Annotated in this window: 18 protein-coding genes and 1 pseudogene; 10 read left to right on the top strand and 9 right to left on the bottom strand. The window is 63.0% G+C overall.

Going from position 1 to position 24,262, the window contains the following annotated elements:
• Nucleotides 1–31 precede the first annotated feature (31 nt).
• The 5 genes from edd to ATY75_RS15935 all read right to left on the bottom strand — a co-directional run bounded on the left by edd (nt 32) and on the right by ATY75_RS15935 (nt 6,996).
• Entirely contained in the window at nt 32–1,855 is a 1,824-nt protein-coding gene (gene edd, locus ATY75_RS15955; RefSeq protein ID WP_088938314.1) for a phosphogluconate dehydratase, read from the bottom strand.
• Between the two features lie 77 nt (nt 1,856–1,932).
• Nucleotides 1,933–2,631, bottom strand: coding sequence for a 6-phosphogluconolactonase (pgl, locus tag ATY75_RS15950; RefSeq protein WP_088938313.1), 699 nt, complete (start codon nt 2,629–2,631; stop codon nt 1,933–1,935).
• 10 nt (nt 2,632–2,641) lie between these two features.
• Nucleotides 2,642–4,117 carry a glucose-6-phosphate dehydrogenase gene (gene zwf / locus ATY75_RS15945; RefSeq protein ID WP_064836634.1) on the bottom strand — a complete coding sequence of 492 codons (1,476 nt, stop codon included), beginning with the start codon at nt 4,115–4,117 and terminating at the stop codon, nt 2,642–2,644.
• 134 nt (nt 4,118–4,251) lie between these two features.
• Complete coding sequence (locus tag ATY75_RS15940; protein ID WP_088938312.1) at nt 4,252–5,550, bottom strand: FAD-binding oxidoreductase; 1,299 nt, start codon at nt 5,548–5,550, stop codon at nt 4,252–4,254.
• A gap of 9 nt (nt 5,551–5,559) precedes the next feature.
• Nucleotides 5,560–6,996: a glutamine synthetase family protein gene (locus ATY75_RS15935; RefSeq protein WP_088938311.1), complete on the bottom strand. Its 1,437-nt coding sequence runs from the start codon at nt 6,994–6,996 to the stop codon at nt 5,560–5,562.
• Between the two features lie 87 nt (nt 6,997–7,083).
• Here ATY75_RS15935 and ATY75_RS15930 point away from each other — a divergent pair, with 87 nt between their 5' ends.
• The 4 genes from ATY75_RS15930 (at nt 7,084) to ATY75_RS15920 (ending at nt 13,479) form a co-directional block, all read left to right on the top strand.
• The gene (locus ATY75_RS15930; RefSeq protein ID WP_088938310.1) at nt 7,084–8,304 is read left to right on the top strand and encodes an NAD(P)/FAD-dependent oxidoreductase; all 1,221 of its coding nucleotides are present in this window, start codon (nt 7,084–7,086) and stop codon (nt 8,302–8,304) included.
• 185 nt (nt 8,305–8,489) lie between these two features.
• Complete coding sequence (locus tag ATY75_RS34625) at nt 8,490–8,633, top strand: hypothetical protein (RefSeq protein WP_172599129.1); 144 nt, start codon at nt 8,490–8,492, stop codon at nt 8,631–8,633.
• A gap of 313 nt (nt 8,634–8,946) precedes the next feature.
• A complete protein-coding gene (locus ATY75_RS15925) occupies nt 8,947–11,478 on the top strand; it encodes a HAMP domain-containing methyl-accepting chemotaxis protein (RefSeq protein ID WP_088938309.1) in 2,532 nt (843 codons plus the stop codon).
• A gap of 153 nt (nt 11,479–11,631) precedes the next feature.
• Nucleotides 11,632–13,479, top strand: a complete 1,848-nt coding sequence (locus ATY75_RS15920) for a methyl-accepting chemotaxis protein (protein WP_088938327.1) — start codon at nt 11,632–11,634, stop codon at nt 13,477–13,479.
• Here the strand turns inward: ATY75_RS15920 and ATY75_RS35070 are convergent.
• Nucleotides 13,452–13,705: pseudogene (locus ATY75_RS35070) on the bottom strand (hypothetical protein). The gene ATY75_RS15920 and the pseudogene ATY75_RS35070 sit on opposite strands and share 28 nt — an antisense overlap.
• Nucleotides 13,706–13,795: 90 nt before the next feature.
• Here ATY75_RS35070 and ATY75_RS15910 point away from each other — a divergent pair.
• Complete coding sequence (locus tag ATY75_RS15910; RefSeq protein WP_088938308.1) at nt 13,796–14,665, top strand: LysR family transcriptional regulator; 870 nt, start codon at nt 13,796–13,798, stop codon at nt 14,663–14,665.
• 152 nt (nt 14,666–14,817) lie between these two features.
• Here ATY75_RS15910 and ATY75_RS15905 read toward each other — a convergent pair whose 3' ends face one another.
• Both ATY75_RS15905 and aceA read right to left on the bottom strand, forming a co-directional pair.
• Entirely contained in the window at nt 14,818–15,054 is a 237-nt protein-coding gene (locus tag ATY75_RS15905; RefSeq protein ID WP_003584324.1) for a hypothetical protein, read from the bottom strand.
• 21 nt (nt 15,055–15,075) lie between these two features.
• Nucleotides 15,076–16,365, bottom strand: a complete 1,290-nt coding sequence (gene aceA, locus ATY75_RS15900; RefSeq protein ID WP_088938307.1) for an isocitrate lyase — start codon at nt 16,363–16,365, stop codon at nt 15,076–15,078.
• Between the two features lie 191 nt (nt 16,366–16,556).
• Here aceA and ATY75_RS15895 point away from each other — a divergent pair, with 191 nt between their 5' ends.
• The 5 genes from ATY75_RS15895 (at nt 16,557) to ATY75_RS15875 (ending at nt 22,160) form a co-directional block, all read left to right on the top strand.
• The gene (locus ATY75_RS15895) at nt 16,557–17,966 is read left to right on the top strand and encodes an XRE family transcriptional regulator (protein ID WP_088938306.1); all 1,410 of its coding nucleotides are present in this window, start codon (nt 16,557–16,559) and stop codon (nt 17,964–17,966) included.
• A gap of 126 nt (nt 17,967–18,092) precedes the next feature.
• Nucleotides 18,093–19,190 carry a polyamine ABC transporter substrate-binding protein gene (locus tag ATY75_RS15890; RefSeq protein WP_088938305.1) on the top strand — a complete coding sequence of 366 codons (1,098 nt, stop codon included), beginning with the start codon at nt 18,093–18,095 and terminating at the stop codon, nt 19,188–19,190.
• Nucleotides 19,191–19,279: 89 nt separating this feature from the next.
• Nucleotides 19,280–20,422 carry an ABC transporter ATP-binding protein gene (locus tag ATY75_RS15885; RefSeq protein ID WP_088938304.1) on the top strand — a complete coding sequence of 381 codons (1,143 nt, stop codon included), beginning with the start codon at nt 19,280–19,282 and terminating at the stop codon, nt 20,420–20,422.
• 4 nt (nt 20,423–20,426) lie between these two features.
• Entirely contained in the window at nt 20,427–21,338 is a 912-nt protein-coding gene (locus ATY75_RS15880) for an ABC transporter permease subunit (RefSeq protein WP_088938303.1), read from the top strand.
• A gap of 3 nt (nt 21,339–21,341) precedes the next feature.
• Nucleotides 21,342–22,160 carry an ABC transporter permease subunit gene (locus ATY75_RS15875; RefSeq protein ID WP_088938302.1) on the top strand — a complete coding sequence of 273 codons (819 nt, stop codon included), beginning with the start codon at nt 21,342–21,344 and terminating at the stop codon, nt 22,158–22,160.
• Nucleotides 22,161–22,162: 2 nt separating this feature from the next.
• Here the strand turns inward: ATY75_RS15875 and ATY75_RS15870 are convergent, their stop codons facing one another.
• The gene (locus tag ATY75_RS15870) at nt 22,163–24,055 is read right to left on the bottom strand and encodes an AsmA-like C-terminal region-containing protein (RefSeq protein WP_088938326.1); all 1,893 of its coding nucleotides are present in this window, start codon (nt 24,053–24,055) and stop codon (nt 22,163–22,165) included.
• Between the last annotated feature and the right edge of the window lie 207 nt (nt 24,056–24,262).

The raw sequence follows: 24,262 nt of genomic DNA, 5'->3' as shown, positions 1-24,262 counted from the left end.
GCGGGTTTTTGTTTGTCTGCAGAGGCCACGCTCAGTGGTGGAAGAGCACGCTCGCACCCTGATCCGAAGCGCCGACGGCGCGGCGGAACGGCGCGAAGAGTTCGCGGCCCATGCCGAATTCATTGTCGGAGAGATCGACGGTCACCGGCTCGCGCTCCGCCAGATCGGCCGCATCGACGAGCAGCTCGAGCGTGCCTTTGATCGCGTCCAGGCGGATGATGTCGCCGTCGCGGATGCGGGCGATCGGGCCGCCGTCGACCGCCTCAGGCGTCACGTGGATTGCCGCCGGCACCTTGCCCGAGGCCCCCGACATGCGCCCGTCGGTCAACAGCGCCACGCGGAAACCGCGGTCCTGCAGCACGCCGAGCGGCGGCGTCAGCTTGTGCAGTTCCGGCATGCCGTTCGCCTTCGGCCCCTGGAAGCGCACCACTGCGATGAAATCGCGGTTGAGCTTGCCTTCCTTGAAAGCGTCCTGCAGTTCCTGCTGGCTGTGGAAGATGATCGCCGGTGCCTCGATGACATGACGCTCCGGCTTGACGGCGGAGATCTTGATCACTGCCTTGCCGAGATTGCCGCGCAGCATCTTCAGCCCGCCATTGGCCTGGAACGGCGTTTCGATGCTGGAGAGAACCTTGGGATCATGGCTCTTCTCCGGCGACGGCTCGCGCAGGACGCCGCCGTTTTCGCCGAGCCGGGCATCGACCGTATAGGCTTCGAGGCCATGGCCGAAGACGGTGCGCACGTCGTCGTGCACCAGGCCGTGCTTCAGCAGTTCCTTGATGAGGAAGCCCATGCCGCCGGCCGCCTGGAAATGGTTCACGTCGGCAAGCCCGTTCGGATAGACGCGGGCAAGCAGCGGCACCACTTCCGAAAGCTCGGCAATGTCCTGCCAGGTGAGCTGGATGCCGGCTGCGCGCGCCATGGCGACGAGGTGCAGCGTGTGATTGGTGGAGCCGCCGGTCGCATGCAGGCCGACGACGCCGTTGACGACCGAGCGCTCGTCGATCATCTCGCCGGCCGGCGTGAATTCATTGCCGAGCGCGGTGATCGCCAGCGCCCGCTTGGCGGCTTCGCGCGTCAGAGCTTCGCGCAGCGGTGTGCCGGGATTGATGAAGGAGGAGCCGGGCAGGTGGAAGCCCATGATCTCCATCAGCATCTGGTTGGAATTGGCGGTGCCGTAAAAGGTGCAGGTGCCGGGGCCGTGATAGGATTTCGATTCCGCTTCCAGCAGCTCGGCGCGGCCGACCTTGCCCTCGGCGAAGAGCTGGCGCACGCGCGACTTCTCGTCGTTCGGCAGGCCCGTCGTCATCGGACCGGCTGGAACGAAGATCGACGGCAGGTGCCCGAAGGACAGCGCTGCAATGACGAGCCCCGGCACGATCTTGTCGCAGACGCCGAGGAAGAGGGCGGCATCGAACATGTTGTGCGACAGGCCGACGCCCGCCGACATGGCGATCAGGTCGCGCGAAAACAGCGAAAGCTCCATGCCCGGCTGGCCCTGGGTGACGCCGTCGCACATCGCCGGCACGCCGCCCGCCACCTGTGCCACGCCGCCGGCCTCTGCGGCCGCCTCACGGATGATCGCCGGATAGGTCTCGAACGGCTGGTGGGCCGAGAGCATGTCGTTATAGGCGGTGATGATGCCGAGATTGGGAATGCGGTCGCCGGCGAGCGCATCCTTATCGGTGGGGGAACAGACCGCAAAGCCATGGGCAAGGTTGGCGCAGCCGAGCACCGAGCGCTGGACGCCCTTGGATGCGGCGGCGCGCAGGCGCTCCAGATAGCGCTCACGGGTTGGTTTCGAGCGTTCGACAATACGATCGGTGATCGCAGATATGCGTGCGTGAGCGGACATGGAAGATCCCTGCCTTGTTCGTTGTCTTGTCTGTTTCGGCGGCTCTGGCCTGATAGTCGATCCGGATTGACGGCCGATCAGGGAGCCCAGTAGATCTCGACCGGGGAAGTGGCCCGGCGCAGAACGGCGCGGATCGGCATGTCTGCCTCGTTACCGCTGCCTTCCGCCTTGGCGAGAACGTCTTTTTTGCCTTCGCCCTCGATATGGAGAACCAGGAGTGCGGCATCCTGAAGACTGGAGAAGGTGAAGGTCAGCCGCGGCTCGCCGGCCCCTTCCGCTTCCATGGTGATGATGCCGCGCGGCGTCGATGCATCGAGCGCCTTGGCAAGATTGCTGCCGCCGGGAAAGAACGAGGCGGTATGGCCATCGCCGCCCATGCCGAGGATGACGACGTCGAAGGGAATGCCGATTTCGGCGCTCTTTTCGGTCGCAAGCCGCGCGGCCTCCTCGACGGAGGCGGCGGGCTGATAAAGCGGCACGAAACGCGCCGCCTTCGCCTTGTTCTGCAAGAGATTGGCATCGACCAGCAGATGGTTCGAGCGCGGATTGTCGGCCGGCACGAAGCGTTCGTCGACCAGCGTGATCGTCACCTTGTCCCAGGCGATGGCGCGCGTCGACAGCGCCTGGAAGAAAGCCTTCGGCGTCGAGCCGCCGGAAACGGCGATGGACGCCGTTCCGCGGGCGGCGACCGCCGCCGAAAGCCTATCGGCGACTTTGTCGGCGAGGCTGCCGGCGAGATCAGCGGGGCTGGCGAAGGAATGCAGGGTCGATGCCATCGGTTCCGTCCTAGATATCGTCATGCCAGGTGCGGCCGTCACGCTCGATCAGCGCGATGGCCTGGCTCGGGCCCCAGGTGCCGGCCGTATAGCCCTGCACCTGCTGGCCGGTGGTTTCCCAACCCTTGAGGATCGGGTCGACCCATTTCCATGCGGCTTCGACTTCGTCGCGGCGCATGAACAATGTCTGGTTGGAGCGGATCACGTCCATCAGCAGACGCTCGTAGGCGTCGGGATTGCGGACATTAAAGGCCTGGGCGAAGCTCATGTCGAGCGAGACGTTGCGCAGGCGCATGCCGCCCGGGCCCGGATCCTTGATCATCAGCGACTGCTTGACGCCCTCATCCGGCTGCAGCCGGATGATCAGCTGGTTGGCGACGATGCGTCCGGCCGCCTGGTCGAAGATCGCATGCGGGATCGGCTTGAAGGTGATGACGATCTCGGACATGCGTCCGGTCAGGCGCTTGCCGGTTCTGATATAGAAGGGGACGCCGGCCCAGCGCCAGTTGTTGATCTCGGCCTTGATGGCGACGAAGGTCTCGGTGTTGGAGACCCCGCCTTCGAGCTCTTCGAGATAGCCCTTGACCGGGCCGCTGCCCGAGGCGCCGGCGCGGTACTGGCCGCGGACCGTCGCCTGCTCGACATTGGAGGCGTTGAGCGGCTTCAGCGCCCGCAGCACCTTCAGCTTCTCGTCGCGAACGGCTTCCGAATCCATCGACGAGGGCACTTCCATCGCCGTCAGGCAGAGCAACTGCAGGATGTGGTTCTGCACCATGTCGCGCAGCGCGCCGGCCGTATCGTAGTAGCCGGCCCGGCCCTCGAGGCCGACCGCTTCAGCCACGGTGATCTGCACGTGATCGATGTAGTTGGCGTTCCACAGCGGCTCGTAGAGCGCATTGGCGAAGCGCAGCGCCATCAGGTTCTGCACCGTCTCCTTGCCGAGATAGTGATCGATGCGGAAGATCTGTTCTTCCTTGAAGGCGCGGCCGATCGTGTCGTTGAGCTGCAGTGCCGAAGCGAGATCGCGGCCGATCGGCTTCTCGACGACGATGCGGGTCGACTTGGTGATCAGCTTGTGGTCGTGGATCTTCTGCGAAATGTCGCCGAAAATGCCGGGCGCGACGGCGAGGTAGAAGGCGCGCACGCGCTCCTTGCCCTCGTCGAGCAGCTTCTTCAGCTGATCCCAACCGGTATCCGTGCGGGCGTCGACCGAGACATAGTAGAGACGGGCGCAGAACTTCTCCACTTCGGCTTCGTCATATTCGCCCTTCTTCAGGTGCTCCTTCAACGCGTCCTTGGCGAATTTGCGGTATTCCTCATGGGAAAGCGGGCTGCGCGAAGCGCCGATCACCCGGGTCGGTTCGGAGAACTGGCCTTCGATCTGGCGGTGGTAAAGCGCCGGCAGAAGCTTGCGTTCGGCAAGGTCGCCGCTGCCGCCGAAGACGACGTAATCAAAAGGCTCAACGGGAATGATCTGGCTGCTCATGAGCTTGTCTCTCAATCATGCTGGTTGGCGGCCCTTTTAATCTAATCGATTTAAAAAAGCCAGTGTGCAGTGCAATGAATCTGTCAGGCACCGGTTTTAGTGCGAATTTCCGGAAGAGGAAATCCGCAATCGGACTAAAACTTGTCGCGAAGCGCAAACCACGACAATGCGAGAAAAAGCAAAGGCGCCCGCATGCTGGCGCCGCCGGGAAAGGCGGGAATATCGAGCGATTTGAACAGGTCGAGATCGTGGGATTTCCCAAGCACCGTTTCCGCATAGAGCTTGCCACAGTAGTTTGACAGCATGACGCCATGGCCGGAATAACCGCCGATCGAGATGACACCCGGCATGACCTCGCGCACGAAAGGCTGGCGCGGCATGGTAATGCCGACGCTGCCGCCCCAGGCATGGGTGATCTCGATGTCTTTCAAATCAGGATAGATCTCGGCGATCTGCCGGCGGATATGCTCAGAAATGTCCTTCGGATTGTCCGACGTATAGGCCTCGCGCCCGCCGAACAGCAGCCGGCCGTCGCCGAATTTGCGGAAGTAGCGCACGACGAAGCGCGAATCGGCCACAGCCTCGCCGCCCGGCAGCACCTCGGGATGCCGGTCGAGGGGAGCGGTGGCGCCGATGAAGGAGCGGATCGGCATGACATGGCTTGCCGTCACCGGTTCGAGGCCGTCGATATGGCCGTCGCAGGCAATCAGCGCGCGGTTGGCGGTGATCGTTCCCCTGTCCGTTTCGATCGTCACCTTGCCGCCGGCCTGACGGATCGCCGTTGCCTTGGTCATCTCGAAGATCGCAGCACCGGCATTGGCTGCGACCCGCGCCAGCCCGATCAGCAGCTTCAGCGGATGGATATGGCCAGTGCCGACATCGCGCACGCCGCAATAAAAACGCTTCGAGCCGAGCCGCTCCTGCGTTTCCTTCTCGTCCATGAAGCTGATGTGCGGATAGCCGTAGCGCCGCGCGGCGATTTCGGCGTTCTCACGAAAGTCGCGTTCATAGCTCGCTTTGTGCGCGACATTGAGCTGGCCGGGCGCATAGTCGATCTCGATCTGGTGCTCGCGGGCGAAATCGATGAGATGGCGCTTGGCCGCTTCGGCAAGATCGAATAGCGCCTTCGAACGCTGATAGCCGATCTTCTCCTCGAGCTCTTCCGGCCACCATCGCTGGCCGGTGCCGAGCTGACCGCCATTGCGCCCGGACGCCCCGTCGCCGAAACGGCAGGCCTCGATCAGCACCACCGAGACGCCTGCCTTGGCCAGATTATAGGCGGCCTGCAGGCCGGTATAGCCGCCGCCGATGATGGCGACATCTGCTGTCCTCGAACCGTCGAGAGCGGCATAGCTCGGCCGCTCGCCGACGGTTGCCTGATACCAGGATAGGCCCGGCGAGATCGGGCTCTGCCACGTCTCCTGCGATGCCATGACGCTCCCTCACACGTTGAGCAGAAGGAATTCCCGCTCCCAGGGGCTGATCACCTGCATGAAGGTCTCGAACTCGCCGCGCTTGACGCCGGCATAAAGGCCGATGAACTGCGAGCCGAAAATCTCCTCGAAGGCCGGCTCGTCCTCGAGCAGCGCCACGGCTTCCAGCAAGCCGCGCGGCAGGTCGATCGAGCCTTCATTGGCCGAATCTTCAGTCGGCGCCGTCGGCTCGATCTCTTTCATGATGCCGAGCAGGCCGGCGGCGAGCGAGGCTGCAAGCGCGAGATAAGGATTGGCATCCGAGCTCGGCAGCCGGTTTTCGACGCGCCGCGCCTGCGGATCGGAAACCGGAACGCGGAAGGCGGTCGTGCGGTTGTCGTAGCCCCAGGCATTGTTGACCGGGCAGGACATGTCTGGCTGCAAGCGCCGGTAGGAATTCACATAGGGCGCCAGCATCGCCATGGCGCTCGGCACGAATTTCTGCATGCCGCCGATGAAATGGAAGAATTCCTTCGAGGCCGATCCGTCCGCATTGGAGAAGACGTTCTTGCCCGTCTCGATATTGACCACCGATTGATGGATATGCATCGCCGACCCCGGCTGGGCCTGCATCGGCTTGGCCATGAAAGTCGCATAAATATCGTGTTTCAGCGCCGCCTCGCGGATCGTGCGCTTGAACAGGAACACCTGGTCGGCAAGCTCGATCGGATTGCCGTGGCGCAGGTTGATCTCCAGCTGCGCCGGGCCCTCTTCATGGATCAGCGTATCGATCTCGAGACCCTGCTTCTCGGAGAAATGGTAGATGTCGTCGATCAACTCGTCGAATTCGTTGATCCCGGCGATCGAATAGCCCTGGCCGCCGAGGATCGAGCGGCCGGACCGGCCCTTGGGCGGATGCAGCGGATAGTCGGGGTCGTCATTCTTGGCGACCAGGTAGAATTCGATTTCCGGCGCCACGATCGGCTTCCAGCCGCGGTCGTGATAGAGGCTCATGATGCGTTTCAGCACGTTGCGCGGCGTATAGGGCACTTCGCCGCCGTCGGAATCGACGATGTCGCAGATCACCTGCGCCGTCGGATCGGTCTCCCAGGGTACGACCGACAGCGTCGAAAGATCCGGCATCAGCTTCAGATCGCTGTCGCGCGGCTCGTAGCGGAAGCTCTCCGTCTCCTCCGGGTACTCGCCAGAAATCGTGTGCCGGTAGATCGCCGAAGGCAGCGCCAGCGAGGTGTTCGAGGTGAATTTCGAGCTCGGCATCATCTTGCCGCGCGGAACGCCGGCAAGGTCCGGCGTGATGCATTCGATGTCTTCGATGCCCCTGTCCCTCAGCCACCGCGCCGCTTCCTTCCAGTTCGCAACGCCGCGCAGGGCCCCGGGGTCCGGGGGAGTCTGCTTCGAGGCGGGTACGTTTCTGGCAGGCTTCAGCGTCGTCTTTTTTGGGGACATGACACACCGGTTTGGTTGATCGTGGCGCCATCATAACCAGACTTTGCCAATTGGCGAGAGGTCGAGAACGTTGACTTTCGCCCTTTGATGGAAAAAGAAGACGCTGTTTTGATCGGGGAAACGGGTTTGCAGCGCAAAAGCGACGTCATCGTCATCGGCGCCGGGGCGGCGGGCATGATGGCGGCCATTCGGGCAGGAAAACGCGGCCGCTCGGTCGTGGTCCTCGACCATGCAAGGGCGCCCGGCGAGAAGATCCGCATCTCCGGCGGCGGCCGCTGCAATTTTACCAATGTCCATGCAGGGCCGAAGAATTTCCTCTCGGCCAACCCGCATTTCTGCAAGTCGGCGCTGGCCCGCTTCACGCCGGCCGATTTCATCGCCATGGTCGACCGTCACGGCATTGCCTGGCATGAAAAGACGCTCGGCCAGCTTTTCTGCGACGATAGCGCCAAAGACGTCATCCGCATGCTGCTCGATGAGATGCGCAGCGCCGGCGCTAAGCTGCATCTCGGCACCGAAATATCAGCCGTCGAAAGGGTGGAGGCGGGTTTTCGCGTCTCGACCGCTGAAGCCGCCTATGAAGCCTCGTCGCTGATCGTCGCCACCGGCGGCAAGTCGATCCCGAAGATGGGCGCCACCGGCTTTGCCTATCGCCTCGCCGAGCAGTTCGGTCTGCCCGTGCTCGAAACCCGCCCCGGCCTGGTGCCCCTGACCCTCGATCCCGGCCTGCTCGAGGTCATCGCCCCACTTGCCGGCATTTCCGCCCCGGCCGAAATCCGCCATGGCAGGACCGCCTTCCGCGAAGCGCTGCTGTTTACCCATCGGGGCCTCAGCGGACCCGCCGTCCTGCAAATCTCCTCCTACTGGCGCGAAGGCGACGAGATCGTCGTTGCGATCGAACCGGATATCGACATTGGAGGACATCTGAAGACGGCAAAGCAGGTGAATGGCCGCCAGTCGGCGCAGACCGCACTCGGCGACATCCTGCCGAAGCGGCTGGCCCAGTTTCTCGTCGAGCGCGAAAAAATCTCCGGCAACATGGCCGACCTGCCGGATAAGGCGCTGCTGCGCCTTGCGGCCGGCGCCCAGAACTTTGCGGTCAAACCGTCCGGCTCGGAAGGCTACCGCACGGCGGAAGTGACGCTCGGCGGTATCGATACGGCAGCGCTCGATTCCCGCAGCATGGAGGCCAAGGCCGTGCCCGGGCTTTATTTCATCGGCGAATGTGTCGACGTCACCGGCTGGCTCGGCGGTTATAATTTCCAATGGGCCTGGGCTTCCGGATTTGCTGCCGGCGAATGTGCCTGAGGTTTGTGTTTTCTGCATGTCGCCCGGGACCGCTGCACTCTATATTAGTAATACCGATTCAAGACTTCTTAAGAGAGGTGCGCCATCCTGTCTCAATTGGCGGTCTGCAAGGCAATTCCTAAATAAGCTTTACCGGCAAGCCGTTTTGTTGGATTGTTGTGTCAGACAGAAGTGAGGTTTCGAGCATGACCAGAAACGCACGACGCGCCCGCGCCATCGCAATCGCCCAGGCCAAGCCTGATGCCCGCATGGTCGCCCTGCGCTATCTGATGCTTGCGGCCGGCGCCACCGCCGCCAGCCTGGCGCTGCTCGCCTCGCACTTCATCTGATCCTGTCTTAAGGCCTGCAACGAATGTTTGCGCGCGTGTCTGCCGCCCTGCGGCGTAACGGCCCACAAAATTGCAACTATTTCACCGCCTTGGCTTAATCCGCCGCAACCGCTTATCCGAAAATTAATATCTAATCTGACACAATTGCCCGCGATTATTTGGGCGTCTCCAAGTTGTTTGGACATGAACTGGCAATGACTGCCGCCTGGCTTCCGGGTTCCCCAATGTAAATTAAAGAACAGCTCGATGTGTACCCGGCTGGCGCCAGATGGCCGCCTGCGGGAGGAGTGGTGTATGAAAGGCCCGGAACGCCATGTTGATTGACAAGATTCTTTCCCGCTTCAGGATCAAGACGAAGGTCCTGATATTCGTTCTGCCTTTCGTTGTCACCATTTCGGCGGTGGGCCTGACGGGCCTTTACGCTTCGGGACTGCTGCAGGGCCGCATGGAAATATCCAACAGCGTGCTGCAGTCGCTGAGCGGGTTCAAGGATCTCTACGGTTCGATGGACGATTTCCTGCGCGTCACCAGCCCGGAGGCCCGCGACAAGCTGACCGCGGAACTGAAGACCCAGCAGGGTGTGCTCGATCAGACGCTGAACCAGGTCGGTGAACAGGCCGCCGGCCGCGACAGCCTTGCCGAGGCGTCACGCCGCACCAAGGACATTTCGGGCGTCGTCGACAAGCTCTGGGGCCTGCATGAGCAGGAACAGGCGCTGCACGAGCAGATCGACGCGGCGCAAAAGAGCCTGATCAGCACCCGTTTCACCGTCTCCTACCAGGCCGAGGAATTGCAGACCGCCCTCCAGCGCGACGAGGGTGCCGCCACCATCACCCTTCGCACCGCCGACCGCCTGCTGAAGGGCGGCGACTTCCTCGGCACAGTCGCCAGCGGCTACAGCAAACCGCAGACGCCGCAGGACAAGATCGCCTACATCAACGAACAGATGCCTGCGATCGTCAAATCCCAGCGGCTGATCGCCATTTCGGTTCCGACCAACCAGAAGAACGTCATCGACGCGCTGGCTGCGACCATCGACAGCATCAAGGCGATTACCGCGATGCCGGCTCCGACCGATGAGAATATCGCCGAACTCGGCCGTCTCGTCTCGCGCTTCCGCCAGACCTCGACCTATACGCAGCTGACCGCGACGCAGAAGATGCGCGAGGCGACACAGCGCTTCGCCGACCTCGAGGGCCGCATCGGCCAGACCAACTCCGTCCTTCAGGATACCCGCCGTCTCGAAAATTCAGTCTATGCGCTGCAGATCGTGCTTTCCGATTTCCTCGCCAATTCAAGCAAGGATAATCTCGTGCGCCTGCAGCAGCAGGCCGGCACGCTCGGCAAGGACATGCAGGTGCTGACCACCAGCGCCAAGGGCATGGGCTTTGCCGAAGGCATTTCGGGCGCAATCCAGCCCCCACTCGACGCCATCTCCGGCGGCGGCTCGAAGATCGTCGATACGATCGGCGAGCGCGTCACGGCCTATGCCGCGGCCCGCCAGGAACTCGACCAGATCTGGACGAAGCTGACCGATTTCGCCGAACTGCAGAAGCAGACGGCCGGCACCGAGCGCACCCAGGCAAACAGCATCTCGGTCATGACCACCGGTCTCGGCATCCTCCTGTCGATCCTCGGCGGCATTGCCCTGGTGCTGACGCTGCAGCGCCCGATCAGCCAGATCACCGCCGCCATGCGCCGCATCGCCGAAGGCGCGCTGGAGACCAATATCTCCGGCGAGCAGCGCCATGACGAAATCGGCGACATGGCCCGCGCGCTCGGCATTTTCAAGGAAAACGCCATCTCGAAGATTCGTATCGAGGAGCAGAGCGACGAGGAACGCGCCGCCGCCGAACACGAGCGCCAGCGCAACGACGCCGACAAGCGCGAGATGGATCGCCAGATCGAATTCGCCGTCAATGCACTCGCCGCCGGTCTCGAACGCATGTCGCAGGGCGACATCTCGACGACGATCGAAACGCCCTTCATCGGCCGCCTCGAACAGCTGCGCCAGGATTTCAACGGCTCGATGATGCGCCTGCAGGCGACGATGAGCCAGATCCGCGACAATGTCGAACTGATCCAGGGCAACGGCAACCAGATGGCCCAGTCGGCCGAGGATCTCTCCAAGCGCACCGAGCAGCAGGCAGCCTCGCTCGAAGAGACAGCGGCCGCCGTCGACGAGATCACCGTCACCGTCCGCTCCTCGGCCGAACGCGCCAAGGATGCCGATCAGATCGTCCGCCAGGCTAAGCGCAGCGCCGACGATTCCGCCGTTGTCGTCAACAATGCGATCGACGCGATGGGCCGCATCGAGGATGCCTCGCGCCAGATCGAACAGATCATCGGCGTCATCGACGAGATTGCCTTCCAGACCAACCTCTTGGCGCTCAACGCCGGCATCGAGGCGGCGCGCGCCGGTGAAGCCGGCAAGGGCTTTGCCGTCGTCGCCATGGAAGTGCGCGAACTCGCCCAGCGGTCCGCCGCCGCGGCGCAGGAGATCAAGGGCCTGATCAACAAATCGACCAACGAGGTTAGTTCCGGTTCGCAATTCGTGCAGGAGACCGGCACGGTGCTCGCCAAGATCAGTGCCCAGATCGTCACGATCAGCCAGCATGTCGAGATGATCGCCCGCGCCAGCCACGACCAGTCCAACGCGCTGCAGAGCGTCAACGCGACGGTCAATCAGATGGACCAGATGACGCAGCAGAACGCCGCCATGGTCGAGGAGACGACCGCCGCCAGCCGCGAACTGGCCGACGAGGCCGATTCCCTGCGCAGGCTGATCCAGCAGTTCAAGATCGATGGCGAGGCGGCCGCCGCGCCGGTCTATCGCGCCGCCTGATCGTCGCCCGATCTGTCTTCATTCGAACGGCCCCGGCTTTTTCCGGGGCCGTTTTTCGTATCGGAACAGCGCTACCATCGGCCCTGATTTACGGGAAATTTTCCTTAACGCTTTTCGTCTAATTTAGCCTTGTTTTGTCTGCCGGGGGTTTTGATGCTGCGCCTTTTCTCTACGTCGATCGTCCGTCAGATCGTTGCGATCACGCTGTGTCTGCTGACGGTCAGCACCGCCGCCATTGTCGGCGTGACCTATTACAATCTGAGCCGCCAGGTCATGGACGGCGCGGTCGCCGACGCCAGGGATGCCACCCGCGCCATGGCCGTCCTCTACGGCGCGGCCGATCAGGCGGCAAAGGTCGAGCTGAAGGACAGCCAGCTCGCAACCGTCACGGAAGACGCCATCCCTGCCCTTGCCGATCATTCGCTGGTCGACCGCACCGCGCAGTCGATAGCCGGTGTCGCGACCATCTTTCAGAAACAGGGCGGCGACTACGTCCGCATCTCCACCAACGTCAAGAAGGAAAACGGCGACCGCGCCGTCGGCACCAAGCTTGTTGCGGAACACCCCGCCCAGCCTGTTCTCGCCAAGGGCCAAGCCTATTACGGCCAGGCTGAGCTTTTCGGCCGCAAGTTCATGACCGGTTATTTCCCGATCAAGAACGCATCGAATGCCAATGTCGGCATTCTCTTCATCGGCATTCCGATGGAGGTCTATTTCCAGCGCATGTATGAGCTGCAGATGCTGGTGCTTGGCGTCGGCGCCGTCGTCATGCTCATCGTCGGTGTTCTCGCCTTCTATGCGATCCGCCTGTCGGTGAAGCCTTTGCAGGCGCTGACCGCGAGCGTTCACGCGATTTCCTCGGGTAATCTCGATGGCGCGATCCCCTGCGTCGCCAAGAAGAACGAGTTCGGCGATATCGGCCGGGCCTTGGCGCTTTTCCGCGACAGCGCCCGCGCCAGGCGTGACCTGGAAACCCAGGCTGCGGAGCAGCGCGCCTTGAGCGACGCCGAACGCGCCAGGAACGATGCCGACAAACGCTCGCTCGACAGCCAGATCGACTTTGCCGTCAACCAGCTTGCCGCCGGCCTCGGACGCCTGTCGCAGGGCGATGTCTCGGAAACGATCGGCACGCCCTTCGTCGGCCGGCTGGAGCAGCTGCGGGTCGATTTCAACGCCTCGCTGCTGCGGCTCCAGGATACGCTGTCCGGCATCCGCGACAGCGCCTCGACCATCCAGCGCAACAGCGGCGCGGTCTCCGCCTCCGCCGGCGAGCTTTCGAAGCGCACCGAGGCGCAGGCGGCGAGCCTCGAGGAGACGGCCGCGGCGGTGGAGGAGATCACCGTCACGGTTCGCTCTTCCGCCGAGCGCGCGCGCGAAGCCAACAATGTCGTGGCCGCGACCAAGAAGACGGCCGACAATTCCGGCGCCGTGGTCGGCGATGCCGTCGCCGCCATGGAGCGCATCGAAGAGGCCTCGCAGCGTATCGAGCAGATCATCGAGGTGATCGACGATATCGCCTTCCAGACCAATCTGCTGGCACTCAATGCCGGTATCGAGGCGGCGCGCGCCGGCGAAGCCGGCAAGGGTTTTGCCGTCGTCGCCCAGGAGGTCCGCGAACTCGCCCAGCGTTCGGCCGATGCGGCGCGCGAGATCAAGTCGCTGATCGAGACATCCAGCCGCGAGGTGACGGTGGGCTCCGAACTGGTTCAGAAGACCGGCCGCGTTCTTGCCGCGATCAGCCACGAGATCATCGCGATCAGCGGCCATGTCGAGACCATCGCCACGGCAAGCCGCGATCAGTCGGCAGCACTTCAGGAGGTCAACGGTTCGGTCAACGCCATGGACCAGATGACCCAAAAGAACGCCTCGATGGTGGCAGAAACCACGCAGGCCAGCCGACTGCTTGCCGGCGAGGCCGATACGCTGATGGCGCTGATCGAGCGGTTCCGCATCGTCGCAAACAATGCCCCCGCTCACCTCACCGCAAGGAAGGTCGCCTGAGGAGCGCAACCGCAGCTGTCGCCGGTTTGCGCGTATGTTTGCGGCGCCTTCCTTTCGATGCGAGGCGCTTGACAGCGAAATCGAGCGAGGTCAGCCAGCCGGCGAAGCGAATGATGCTGCTGTCTCCGAACTCGGCATAGAATTGATCTTCATCTCTCCTGCATCCCGACGGCCCGTGATAGTGCCGATATCCGTGGATGCCTCCGATGGTGATCATGTCGATCATGGCGATGTCCTTTCCTGTAGAAGACATCTCCTGATTTAGACTTCGATTTTCTCTTCATAAACAGGCGAAATCCCGCTATGTTTTTCACAAATGAAAAACGCCAATTGGGATTCCTATCAGCTTTTCCTGCAGGTCGCCCGTCTCGGCGGCCTGACGGGGGCAAGCACCGCAAGCGGGCTCAGCCCCGCGACCGTCGGCCGGCGCATGCTCGACCTCGAACAGGAGGTCGGCCGCGCCCTGTTTGCGCGCAGCCAGACCGGCTACCGCCTGACGCAGGATGGCCAGGCGCTGCTCGATCACCTGCAGGAGATGGAGGCCGCCGCCCGCAAGGTGGAGGCCTGGCGGCAATCGGGCGAGGGCGGCACGACCGTCAGGATTACCGCCGGCACCTGGGTCGCCTGGCTGCTGACGGAGAATTTCGCCGCCATCCGCATGCCGGGCGATGGCTTTGCCATTTCGCTGACCATCGGCGAGGCGCGGGCGAGCCTTGCCTATCGCGAGAGCGATATCGGCATTCGTGCATTCGAGCCTGAAGAGGCCAATCTTGCCGCCCGCCGGCTCGGCGAGGTCGCCTATGCCGTCTATATCAGACGCAACGCCGCCGAGACCGATGAACGCTGGATTGCCGTTGCCGAGGAGGAGGCGATCTCGGCCTATCTGCGCTGGCCGCACGCCCATGCCGCCGCCGCGATCGTCGCCAGTGTCAACCGGCCGCGGTCGCTGCCCGATCTGGTGCGTGCCGGCGCCGGCAAGACCGTGCTTCCCTGTTTCGTCGGCGATCTCGATCCGCAATTGCAGCGGCTTGGCGGCGAGCTGTCGGAATTGCGCCATGCGCAATGGATCGTCATGAATGCCGAGGACCGTCATCGCCCGGAGATCCGCACGGTCGCCGACCGCATGACCAAGTTGATTAGAAGTTATGCCGATCTCTTCGCCGGAAAACGGCCGAGCCGCGGTTGAGGTTTACGCCGACCGCCCGCGCATCTCTTACAGCGCCGCGCGTCTATTCAGACGCGCAAAGGACGCTGTAACACTTTGAATTGCTGCATAATTTAATCCTTAAATCTATTCTGATTTAAGGAATTATGCAGTGGGATGCGCGGGCGTTCTCCTCAATGCCGGTTGGTGACGACGACGGGGATCAGCAGGTCGCCCCAGTTGCCGTCGCCGCCGTGATGGCGGGCCGAGCGCACCAGCTCGACCGAGACGCCGGCCTCGACCGCCTTCATGACCGATTGGTTCAGCCGATGCAGGTCGTTGGCGAGCATGCGGATCGTCGTCTGCTGATCCTCGCTCATGCTGGTGGACTGCTCTTCGGCCCGTTCCCGGACGCGTGAAATGGATGCCATGATCTTCTCCTCCTCTTTGGGTTATTCCGCAGCCGGTTTGAACTGTGCGTGTTCGGTTGAATCGTGCATCGCCGTGGTCGACGAGCGGCCGCCGGTGATGGCGAGCGACACGGCGTCGAAATAGCCGGTGCCGACCTCGCGCTGATGTTTGGTGGCGGTATAGCCGTTGACCTCGGCGTCGAATTCCGCCTGCTGCAGTTCGGAATAGGCCGACATCTGCCGCTGCTTGTAGCCGCGCGCCAGCTCGTACATGCCGTAGTTCAGCTGGTGGAAGCCGGCGAGCGTGATGAACTGGAACTTGTAGCCCATCGCGCCGAGTTCCCGTTGGAACTTGGCGATCGTCGCCTCGTCGAGGTTCTTCTTCCAGTTGAAGGACGGCGAGCAATTATAGGCGAGCAGTTTGCCGGGATGGACCTTGTGCACGCCTTCGGCAAAGCGCCGCGCCTGATCGAGATCGGGCTTGGATGTCTCGCACCAGATCAGGTCGCAATGCGGCGCATAGGCCACAGCCCGGGCGATGCAGGGCTCGATGCCGTTTCTGACCTGATAGAAGCCCTCGACCGTGCGCCCGGCATCGTAATCGACAAAGGGCTGGTCGCGTTCGTCGATATCGGAGGTCAAAAGCTTTGCCGCTTCCGCGTCGGTGCGGGCAATCACCAGCGTCGCCACCCCCATGACGTCGGCAGCAAGCCGGGCGGCATCGAGATTGCGGATATGGGCGGCCGTCGGGATCAATACCTTGCCGCCGAGATGGCCGCATTTCTTCTCCGAGGCGAGCTGGTCCTCGAAATGGACGCCGGCCGCACCAGCCTCGATATAGGCCTTCATGATCTCGAAGGCGTTGAGCGGCCCGCCGAAGCCGGCTTCCGCATCGGCGACGATCGGCGCGAACCAGGTGTCGACGGAAAGCCCCTGGCCCTCCGAGGTCTCGATCTGGTCGGCGCGCTGCAGCGTGCGGTTGATGCGTTTGGCAAGCTCCGGCCCGGCATTGGCGGGGTAGAGCGACTGATCGGGATACATCGCCGACGCCGTATTGGCGTCCGCCGCCACCTGCCAGCCGGAGAGATAGATCGCTTTCAGCCCGGCGCGCACCATTTGCATGGCCTGGTTGCCGGAAAGCGCGCCGAGCGCATTGACGAAATCTTCCTGGCGCAGCAGCCGCCACAACCGGTCCGCCCCCATTTCGGCCAGCGTATGGGTGAGCGCCACCGAGCCCCTGAGCCGCCGCACGTCATCGGCCGAGTAGGGCCTGTCGATGCCTTCGAACCGATCAGTCGGTGCATTGGGAACGAGCTTGTAAAAATCCGTCATGCTGATCTCCTCACGAAAAAGCGGTAGTCGGGGTGTTGATGACAAGATTGACAATATCGCGCGGCATGGCCAGAAAAACCTTTGATTTACGGGCCTGAATGAGGTTAAGATGACGAGGATTGACAGGGTGGCGCTGTGAATTTGTAAAATTTTGTAAATATCGGCGCTCTTCCCTTGTCAAAGGGTGTGACATGGCGGAACGGAAGATATTCGCGGGCCCGAAACTGCGGCGCATCCGCAATGCGCTGGCGCTGACCCAGACCGCCATGGCCGAGGCGCTGGAGATCTCGCCGTCCTACCTGAATCTCATCGAACGCAACCAGCGGCCGCTGACGGTGCAGCTCCTCTTGAAGCTTGCCGCCGTCTACCGGGTCGATCTGGAGGAGTTGCGCGGGCAGACCGGCGGCAGTCTCGGCCAGCTCAAGGAAGTCTTTGCCGATCCGCTGCTATCCGGCGAACTGCCCGGCGACCAGGAACTGGTCGAGGTGGCAGAAGCCGCTCCCAATGCGGCAAGCGGCATGATCAAGCTCTACCGCGCCTATCGCGAACAGGCGGCACGGCTGTCCGATCTGACGGCGCTGATGGCCGCCGAAGGCCATGCGCCCGTCGCCGCGGGCCGCTTGCCGCTCGACGAAGTGCGCGAGACGCTCGAACGCCGGTCTGCCTATTTCGGACGGATCGAGGCGGCGGCGGAGACCTTTGCCGCGACACTTCCCGGCGGCCTCGATCTGGCCGCCGGGCTGAAAGATTGGCTGCGCGCCGAGCGCGGCATTGCGGTGCGGGTGCTGCCGGTGCACGTCATGCCGGATCTGCGCCGCCGCTTCGATCGCCACTCGATGCGGCTTTTCATCTCGGAGCGCCTGTCACCGGCCGACCGCGCGCACGAGATATCGGTCGAGGCGGCGACACTCGCTCTGCTGCCGGCCATCGATGCCGAGCTCGACGATCTCTCGCTCTCCTCCGCCGAGGCGCGCCGCATTGCCCGCTTCGAGCTTGCCCGCATCGCCGCCCTGGCACTTGCCATGCCTTATGAAGCCTTCCTGTCGGCGGCGAAGGCGACACGCTACGATATCGATATTCTCAGGGCGCGCTTCGGCGTCTCCTTCGGCCATGCCGCCGCGCGCCTGACGATGCTGCAGCGCCCCGGCGCCGCCGCCATTCCCTTCTTCCTGATCGAGATCGATGCCGCGGGCCACCGGCTGCGGCGGGCGGGCGCCCAGGGTTTTCCGCAAGCCCGCTTCGGCGGCGGCTGTCCCAAGCTTAATCTCCATGCTGCCTTCCTGCAGCCGGGCCAGATCCTGGCCGAAACGGTGGTCATGCCAGACGGTGCCTCCTTCTTGACGGTCGCCCGCACTCTGGAGGGGCCAAGCGTCGAATTCGGCGAAAGGCTGCGGCGCACCGCGGTCCTGATCGGCTGCGACGCAGCCCTCGCAGACAGCCTGGTCTATGGCCAGGCGACGCCGCTCGAGCCGGTCGCGATCGGGCCGGCCTGTCGCCTTTGCGAGCGGCGCGGCTGCCTTTCCCGCGCCGAGCCGCCGGTGACGCGGCCGCTCGGGCTCGACGAGATGGTGGCGGGGCTCAGCGCCTTCGATTTCCAGTGATTGCGAAATCATTGAAGGCGCAGGATTTTGCGCTTGTGGGCTGTGAAATTCCTTCTTAGTCTGCTGATAAAACCAGAGGGAAAAGACGTCCGGGGGTGCGGGCTCTTTGAACAAACAGGAGAAGTCATGAGGTCAATCATTCCAAGCGTGACGGCCGCAGCCGTTGCCGCACTCCTTGCCGCCGCGCCGGCCTTTGCCCAGGAGCGCGTCGTCAACGTCTACAACTGGTCGGACTATATCGACGACAGCATCCTTGCCGACTTCACCAAGGAAACCGGCATCAAGGTCGTCTACGACACCTTCGATTCCAACGAGACCGTGGAAACCAAGCTGCTTGCCGGCGGCACCGGTTACGACGTCGTCGTCCCGACAGCGGACTTTCTGCAGCGCCAGATCCAGGCCGGCGTCTTCCAGAAGCTCGACAAGTCGAAACTGCCGAACCTGTCCAACATGTGGGATGTGATCCAGCAGCGCACCGCCGAATACGACCCGGGCAACGAACACGCGGTCGATTACATGTGGGGCACCGACGGCATCGGCTACAATGTCAAGAAGGTCGCCGAAATCCTCGGTCCCGATGCCAAGCCTGGCCTCGAAGTGATCTTCGATCCGAAGGTCGCCGCAAAGTTCAAGGATTGCGGCATCTACGTGCTCGACACGCCGAAGGACGTCATCACCACGGCGTTTCGCTATCTCGGCCTCGACCCGAACTCCACAAAGGCTGAGGATTTCAAGAAGGCCGAAGAGCTGCTGACCGCCGTGCGGCCCTTTGTCCGCAAGTTCCATTCGTCCGAATATATCAATGCGCTCGCCAATGGCGACATCTGCATCGCCTTCGGCTATTCCGGCGACATGCTGCAGGCGCGCGACCGCGCGGCCGAAGCCAAGAATGGTGTCGAGGTCAATTATTCGGTTCCCCCGCAGGGCGCCCAGATGTGGTTCGACATGATGGCCATCCCCGCCGATGCGCCTCACGTCGCCGAAGCCCACGAATTCCTGAACTACATGATGAAGCCTGAGGTCATCGCCAAGGCGAGCGACCACACCTTCTATGCCAACGGCAACAAGGCCTCCCAGCAGTTCGTCAGCAAGGACATTCTGGAAGACCCGGCCGTCTATCCCACCGAGGCGGTGATGAAGAACCTCTTCACGGTCAAGCCGTGGGATCCGAAAACGCAGCGTCTGGGGACGCGTCTCTGGACGAAGGTCGTCACCGGCCAGTAATCCATCTTGGGCCCGGACGGAAACGTCCGGGCCTTTCAATTACCGGCCCGGGTGGAGGCCGGAAAAACCTTTGTATTTCGGGGAATAATATGAAGTCTCTCGGCAATATCCGCCGCGCTTTCGCGCCCTGGACCGATCCCTCTGCAAAACCCTTCATTGCTTTCAAGAATGTCACCAAGCGCTTCGGCGATTTTACCGCCGTCGACGATCTGTCGCTCAATATCTATCACCGCGAGTTCTTCGCGCTGCTCGGCGCTTCGGGCTGCGGCAAGTCCACGCTGCTGCGCATGCTCGCCGGCTTCGAGCAGCCGACCGCGGGCGAGATCGTGCTCGACGGCACCGACATGGCGGGCACGCCGCCCTACAAGCGGCCGGTCAACATGATGTTCCAGTCCTATGCGCTTTTCCCGCACATGACGGTCGAGAAGAATATCGCCTTCGGCCTGAAGCAGGACGGTATGGCGAAGGATGAGATGACTGAGCGCGTGGCGCAGATGCTGAAGCTCGTCAAGCTCGAGCAGTTCGCTTCGCGCAAGCCGAACCAGCTTTCCGGTGGCCAGCGCCAGCGCGTGGCGCTGGCCCGCTCGCTCGCCAAGCGCCCGAAGGTGCTGCTGCTCGACGAACCGCTCGGCGCGCTCGACAAGAAGCTGCGCGAGGAAACCCAGTTCGAGCTGATGGACCTGCAGCAGAGCCTCGGCCTCACTTTCGTCGTCGTCACCCACGACCAGGAAGAGGCGATGACCATGGCCGACCGGATCGCCGTCATGAGCCACGGCAAGGTCGTGCAGGTGGCCACGCCGGCGGAGATCTACGAGGCGCCGAATTCCCGCTTCGTCGCGGATTTCATCGGCGACGTAAACATCTTCGACGGCAAGGTCGCTTCATCGGGCAACGGCACCGTCGAGATCTCAGTCGACAGCGGCTTCAGCGTACGCGTCGCCGCTTCCGAGACGCCACCGGCCGGCAGCGCCGTCGGCTTCGCCATCCGGCCGGAAAAGATGCGGGTCACCCGCCAGGCGCCGGCCAACGCCTCGGTCAACGCCGCCAGGGGTGAACTCTGGGACATCGCCTATCTCGGCGACATGACCGTCTTCCATGTGAAATTGCAGAGCGGCAAGGTCGTCAAGGCCTCGTCCCTCAATGCGCAGCGCTCCGTCGACGATCCCTTCACCTACGATCAGGACGTCTGGATCTCGTTCGACGAGAACGCCGGCGTTCTGTTGAAGGATTGAGACCATGGGCAAGCTCACCTCCGGCCTCTACAATCGGCTCGTCATCACCATCCCTTATGCCTGGCTGCTGCTCTTCTTTCTGGCGCCGTTCTTCATCGTCTTCCGCATTTCGCTGTCGACGACGGCGATCGCCATGCCACCTTACGAGCCGGTCTTCTCGCTTGCCGACGGCTGGACCGGGCTCTGGAGCAAGATCGGAGAGCTCTCCTTCGACAACTACAGCTACCTCATCGAGGACGCGCTCTATTTCAATGCCTATGTCTCGAGCGTGGTGATTGCCGGCATCTCCACCTTCCTCACGCTGCTGATCGCCTATCCGATCGCCTATGGCATGGCGCAGGCGCCGCGCACCATCCGCCCGACGCTGGTGATGCTGGTCATCCTGCCGTTCTGGACGAGCTTCCTGATCCGCGTTTATTCCTGGATCGCCATCCTGAAGCCGGAAGGGCTGCTCAACCAGCTTCTCTTGTCGCTGCACATCATCGACAGCCCGCTGATCATCCTCAACACTACCACCGCCGTCTATATCGGCATCGTCTATTCCTATCTGCCCTTCATGGTGCTGCCGCTCTATTCGGCGCTCGAAAAGATGGACGGCACGCTGATCGAGGCGGCCCAGGATCTCGGCTGCACGCCGATCCGGGCCTTCTGGCGCGTCACCTTTCCGCTGTCGATCCCCGGTGTGGTGGCCGGCTGCATGCTCGTCTTCATTCCCGCCGTCGGTGAATTCGTTATTCCCGACCTGCTCGGCGGTTCGCAGACGCTGATGATCGGCAAGACGCTCTGGAACGAGTTCAACGCCAACAGCGACTGGCCGGTCTCCTCGGCGGTCGCAACGATCCTGCTGATGATCCTGGTGATCCCGATCGTCTTCTTCCAGAACGCACAGGCCAAAGCCGAAGAGCGGGAGAAATAAGTCATGCAGAGATGGTCCCGTTTCAACATCGTCTCCGTCACGCTCGGCTTTGCCTTCCTCTACTTGCCGATCGTGCTTCTGGTGATCTTCTCCTTCAACGAATCGAAGCTCGTCACCGTCTGGGGCGGCTTCTCCACCAAGTGGTATGTCTCGCTGCTCTCGAACCAGAGCCTGCTCGACGCCGCCTGGGTGACGATCCGTGTCGGCCTGCTGTCGGCGACGCTCGCCACCATCCTCGGCACGATGGCGGCGCTGACGCTGGTGCGCTACACCCGCTTTCGCGGCCGCATGCTGTTTTCCGGCATGATCTACGCGCCGCTCGTCATGCCTGACGTCATCACGGGCCTGTCGCTGCTGCTGCTCTTCGTGGCGATCGGCTTCGACCGAGGTTTCTGGACGATCATGCTGGCCCATACGACGCTGACCATGTGCTTCGTCGCCGTCGTCGTGCAGTCTCGGCTGCTGAGCTTCGATCGGTCGATCGAGGAAGCGGCACAGGACCTCGGCGCGCCGCCGGTGCGCACCTTTTTCGAGATCACCCTGCCGATCATCGCGCCGGCCGTGATCTCAGGCTGGATCCTGGCCTTCACCCTGTCGCTCGACGATCTGGTGATCGCGAGCTTCACCTCGGGGCCGGGCGCCACCACGCTGCCGATGAAGATCTACAGCCAAGTGCGCCGTGGAGTAACGCCTGAGATCAACGCGGTCTGCACGATCCTGATCGGCATCGTCACGGTCGGCGTCATCTGCGCCTCGATCGTCACCAAGCGCCGGGAAATCCAGCGCGAGCGGGATGAGCGAGCTGCCGCCGCCGGAGCTTAACTCTATTGCGCGTGCGGCGTATTGCCGAAGAGCGGCACCGGCGAGATCACCGGGTTCGGCCATGAGCCGCCGATGAAGAACGGCAGGAGCGGCAGATCCGCCGCCTTGGCCGGGTCGGTCGACTCAAGCGATCCGGACAGCGCCAGCCCGTTCGACTGATAGGTGATGACCCCGGACAGCGTCAGCGTCTCGGCCGTGCCGGCGATCTGGGCGTCGTGCATCTCGGCGGAGCCGTTGGCGAAATCGGCCTGCAGGTTCAACTGGTTGAACGCGAAGCCGCCGCCTGCCGCAGTACTCAGCGGAAAGAACGGCTTTTCGGCTGCCAGGGTCCTCAGCGCCGCAGCGTCGATGCCGGGGATCGTGCCTTCCCTCGTCCAGAAGTGCAGCCTGCCGGTGACGTCGGCAAGACCGGTCGTCCAGATCGCCTTCGGGGACTGCAGGTCGAGATCGAGCGATCCGGTCGCCAGCGGCAGCGGTCCCTTCAACTGCAGGCGTTCGGCAAGGGCTGCGAAGTCGGCATCGCGGATCGACAGCTGCAGCTTGCCGCCGCCGTCGAAGTCGCGCTGGGTCGCTTCCAGATGCGCGGTCATTTCGCCGCCTTCGAACCGGCTGTCGCCGATATCGAATTTCGCTTCGCCGCCGGCAACGATCATGCTGGCGCCGACATCGGAAAGCTCGAAGAGGCCCATCTGCGCGCGCCGGGCCGAAAGCCTGACGTCGACATCGAGTAGCCGCAGCGGCCCGCTGATGCCGGGGGAGCTTTCCTCCGCCTCGCCGGCGGCGAGCCTGAGCGCGAAGGCGTCGAGGAACGGCTTGAGGTTCATCTGGTCGAAGGCAAGTGTGCCGCCGATCTTCGGCCGTTTGCCGGGTTGGGTGAAAAGGTCCATGACGCCGGTGGCGCTCGCTTCGTTGAGCGACAGGCTGAGATTGTTGAAGCGCAGCCCGTTGCCCGACGACATGATGTCGGATTCCAGCGAGGCGCTCTTCAGCGTTGCGATGCCGGGGATCGATTTGCCCGACCATTTCAGAAGTGCCGGCATATCGGGGATGTTGGCGGTGATATTGCCGGAAAGAGCCGAAAGGCTGGCGATGCTGGCAATTCCCTGAAAGTGGGCCGTCAGCAGGTTCGATGTGAGCGACGTCCGCGTTTCGGCATTCCGGCCGGCAAAGGCAAGCAGCGGCTGGCGCGAGGCGAAATCGACCTTCAGATCCTCGCCGTTGATGCGGGCGATGACAACAGCCGAGATCGCGCCGGATAGTCTCGGCCAGGCGATATCGGCGGTGACCTTGTCGAAACGAAAGGTCTTGGCGCTCTTGATGTCGGTCACCGCAAACGTGCCGTCTTCGACCGTCACCGCGCCGATCTCGGCATCGAGATCGGGATCGAGCACCTCGGCGCCGTTTTCATAGCGCACGCCGCTGATCGCGCGGGCGAGCAGGCCGGCATAACTCCAGTCGATCAGCCCCTTCTCGTCGCGCGTCAGCGCCAGGTTGGGACGCACCAGGTGGAATTCGTGGAAGCTGGTGCGGCCTCTCAGCGCGTCGATGAGGCTGAAATCAGCCGACAGGCTGTCGATGCTGCCGAGCAGCCTGTCGCCGCTTTCGCGCGGCTGGCGGATAGTGATCTGGTTCAGCGTGATGCGCGGCGTCGGCCAGAATTCCAGAACCGGGCTGCCCTTGATCTCGGCATGGTAACCCGTCCATTTCGACAGGGCGTCCTCGATGCCCGAACGCACGAAACCGGTGGTGATCAGATAGGGTGCGGCGACCCGGAGCGCCACGAAAAGCGCCAGCGCGATCAGCAGGAACACCGTCGACAGGCGGGCGAAGGCCGGCAGCCAGCGCGAAACGGGTCCGATCTTCCTGCGCCACCTGCGATGTCTTGACGTGCTCATGATCTCCGCCGGCAATTCAGCCGGTTATCCCGTTAAGCGCTGATTTCGCCGGATATAGGAAATATCCGGCATATGCAAATCCCCCACCGTGACGCCCGTCTTTTCAGACGTGCTGAAGACGCCGCGGCACTTTGAAGCGATGCATCGTGCTTTCGAATGCGCAGGCTTGGATCGCGTCGGTTCCGCACTTTATAATGCAATGCAGCA

Source organism: Rhizobium sp. N122 (assembly GCF_002211295.1).
Classification (GTDB): Bacteria; Pseudomonadota; Alphaproteobacteria; order Rhizobiales; family Rhizobiaceae; genus Rhizobium.
Note: the sequence above shows the minus strand (reverse complement) of the source record. Positions and strands in the feature narration are given on the sequence as shown.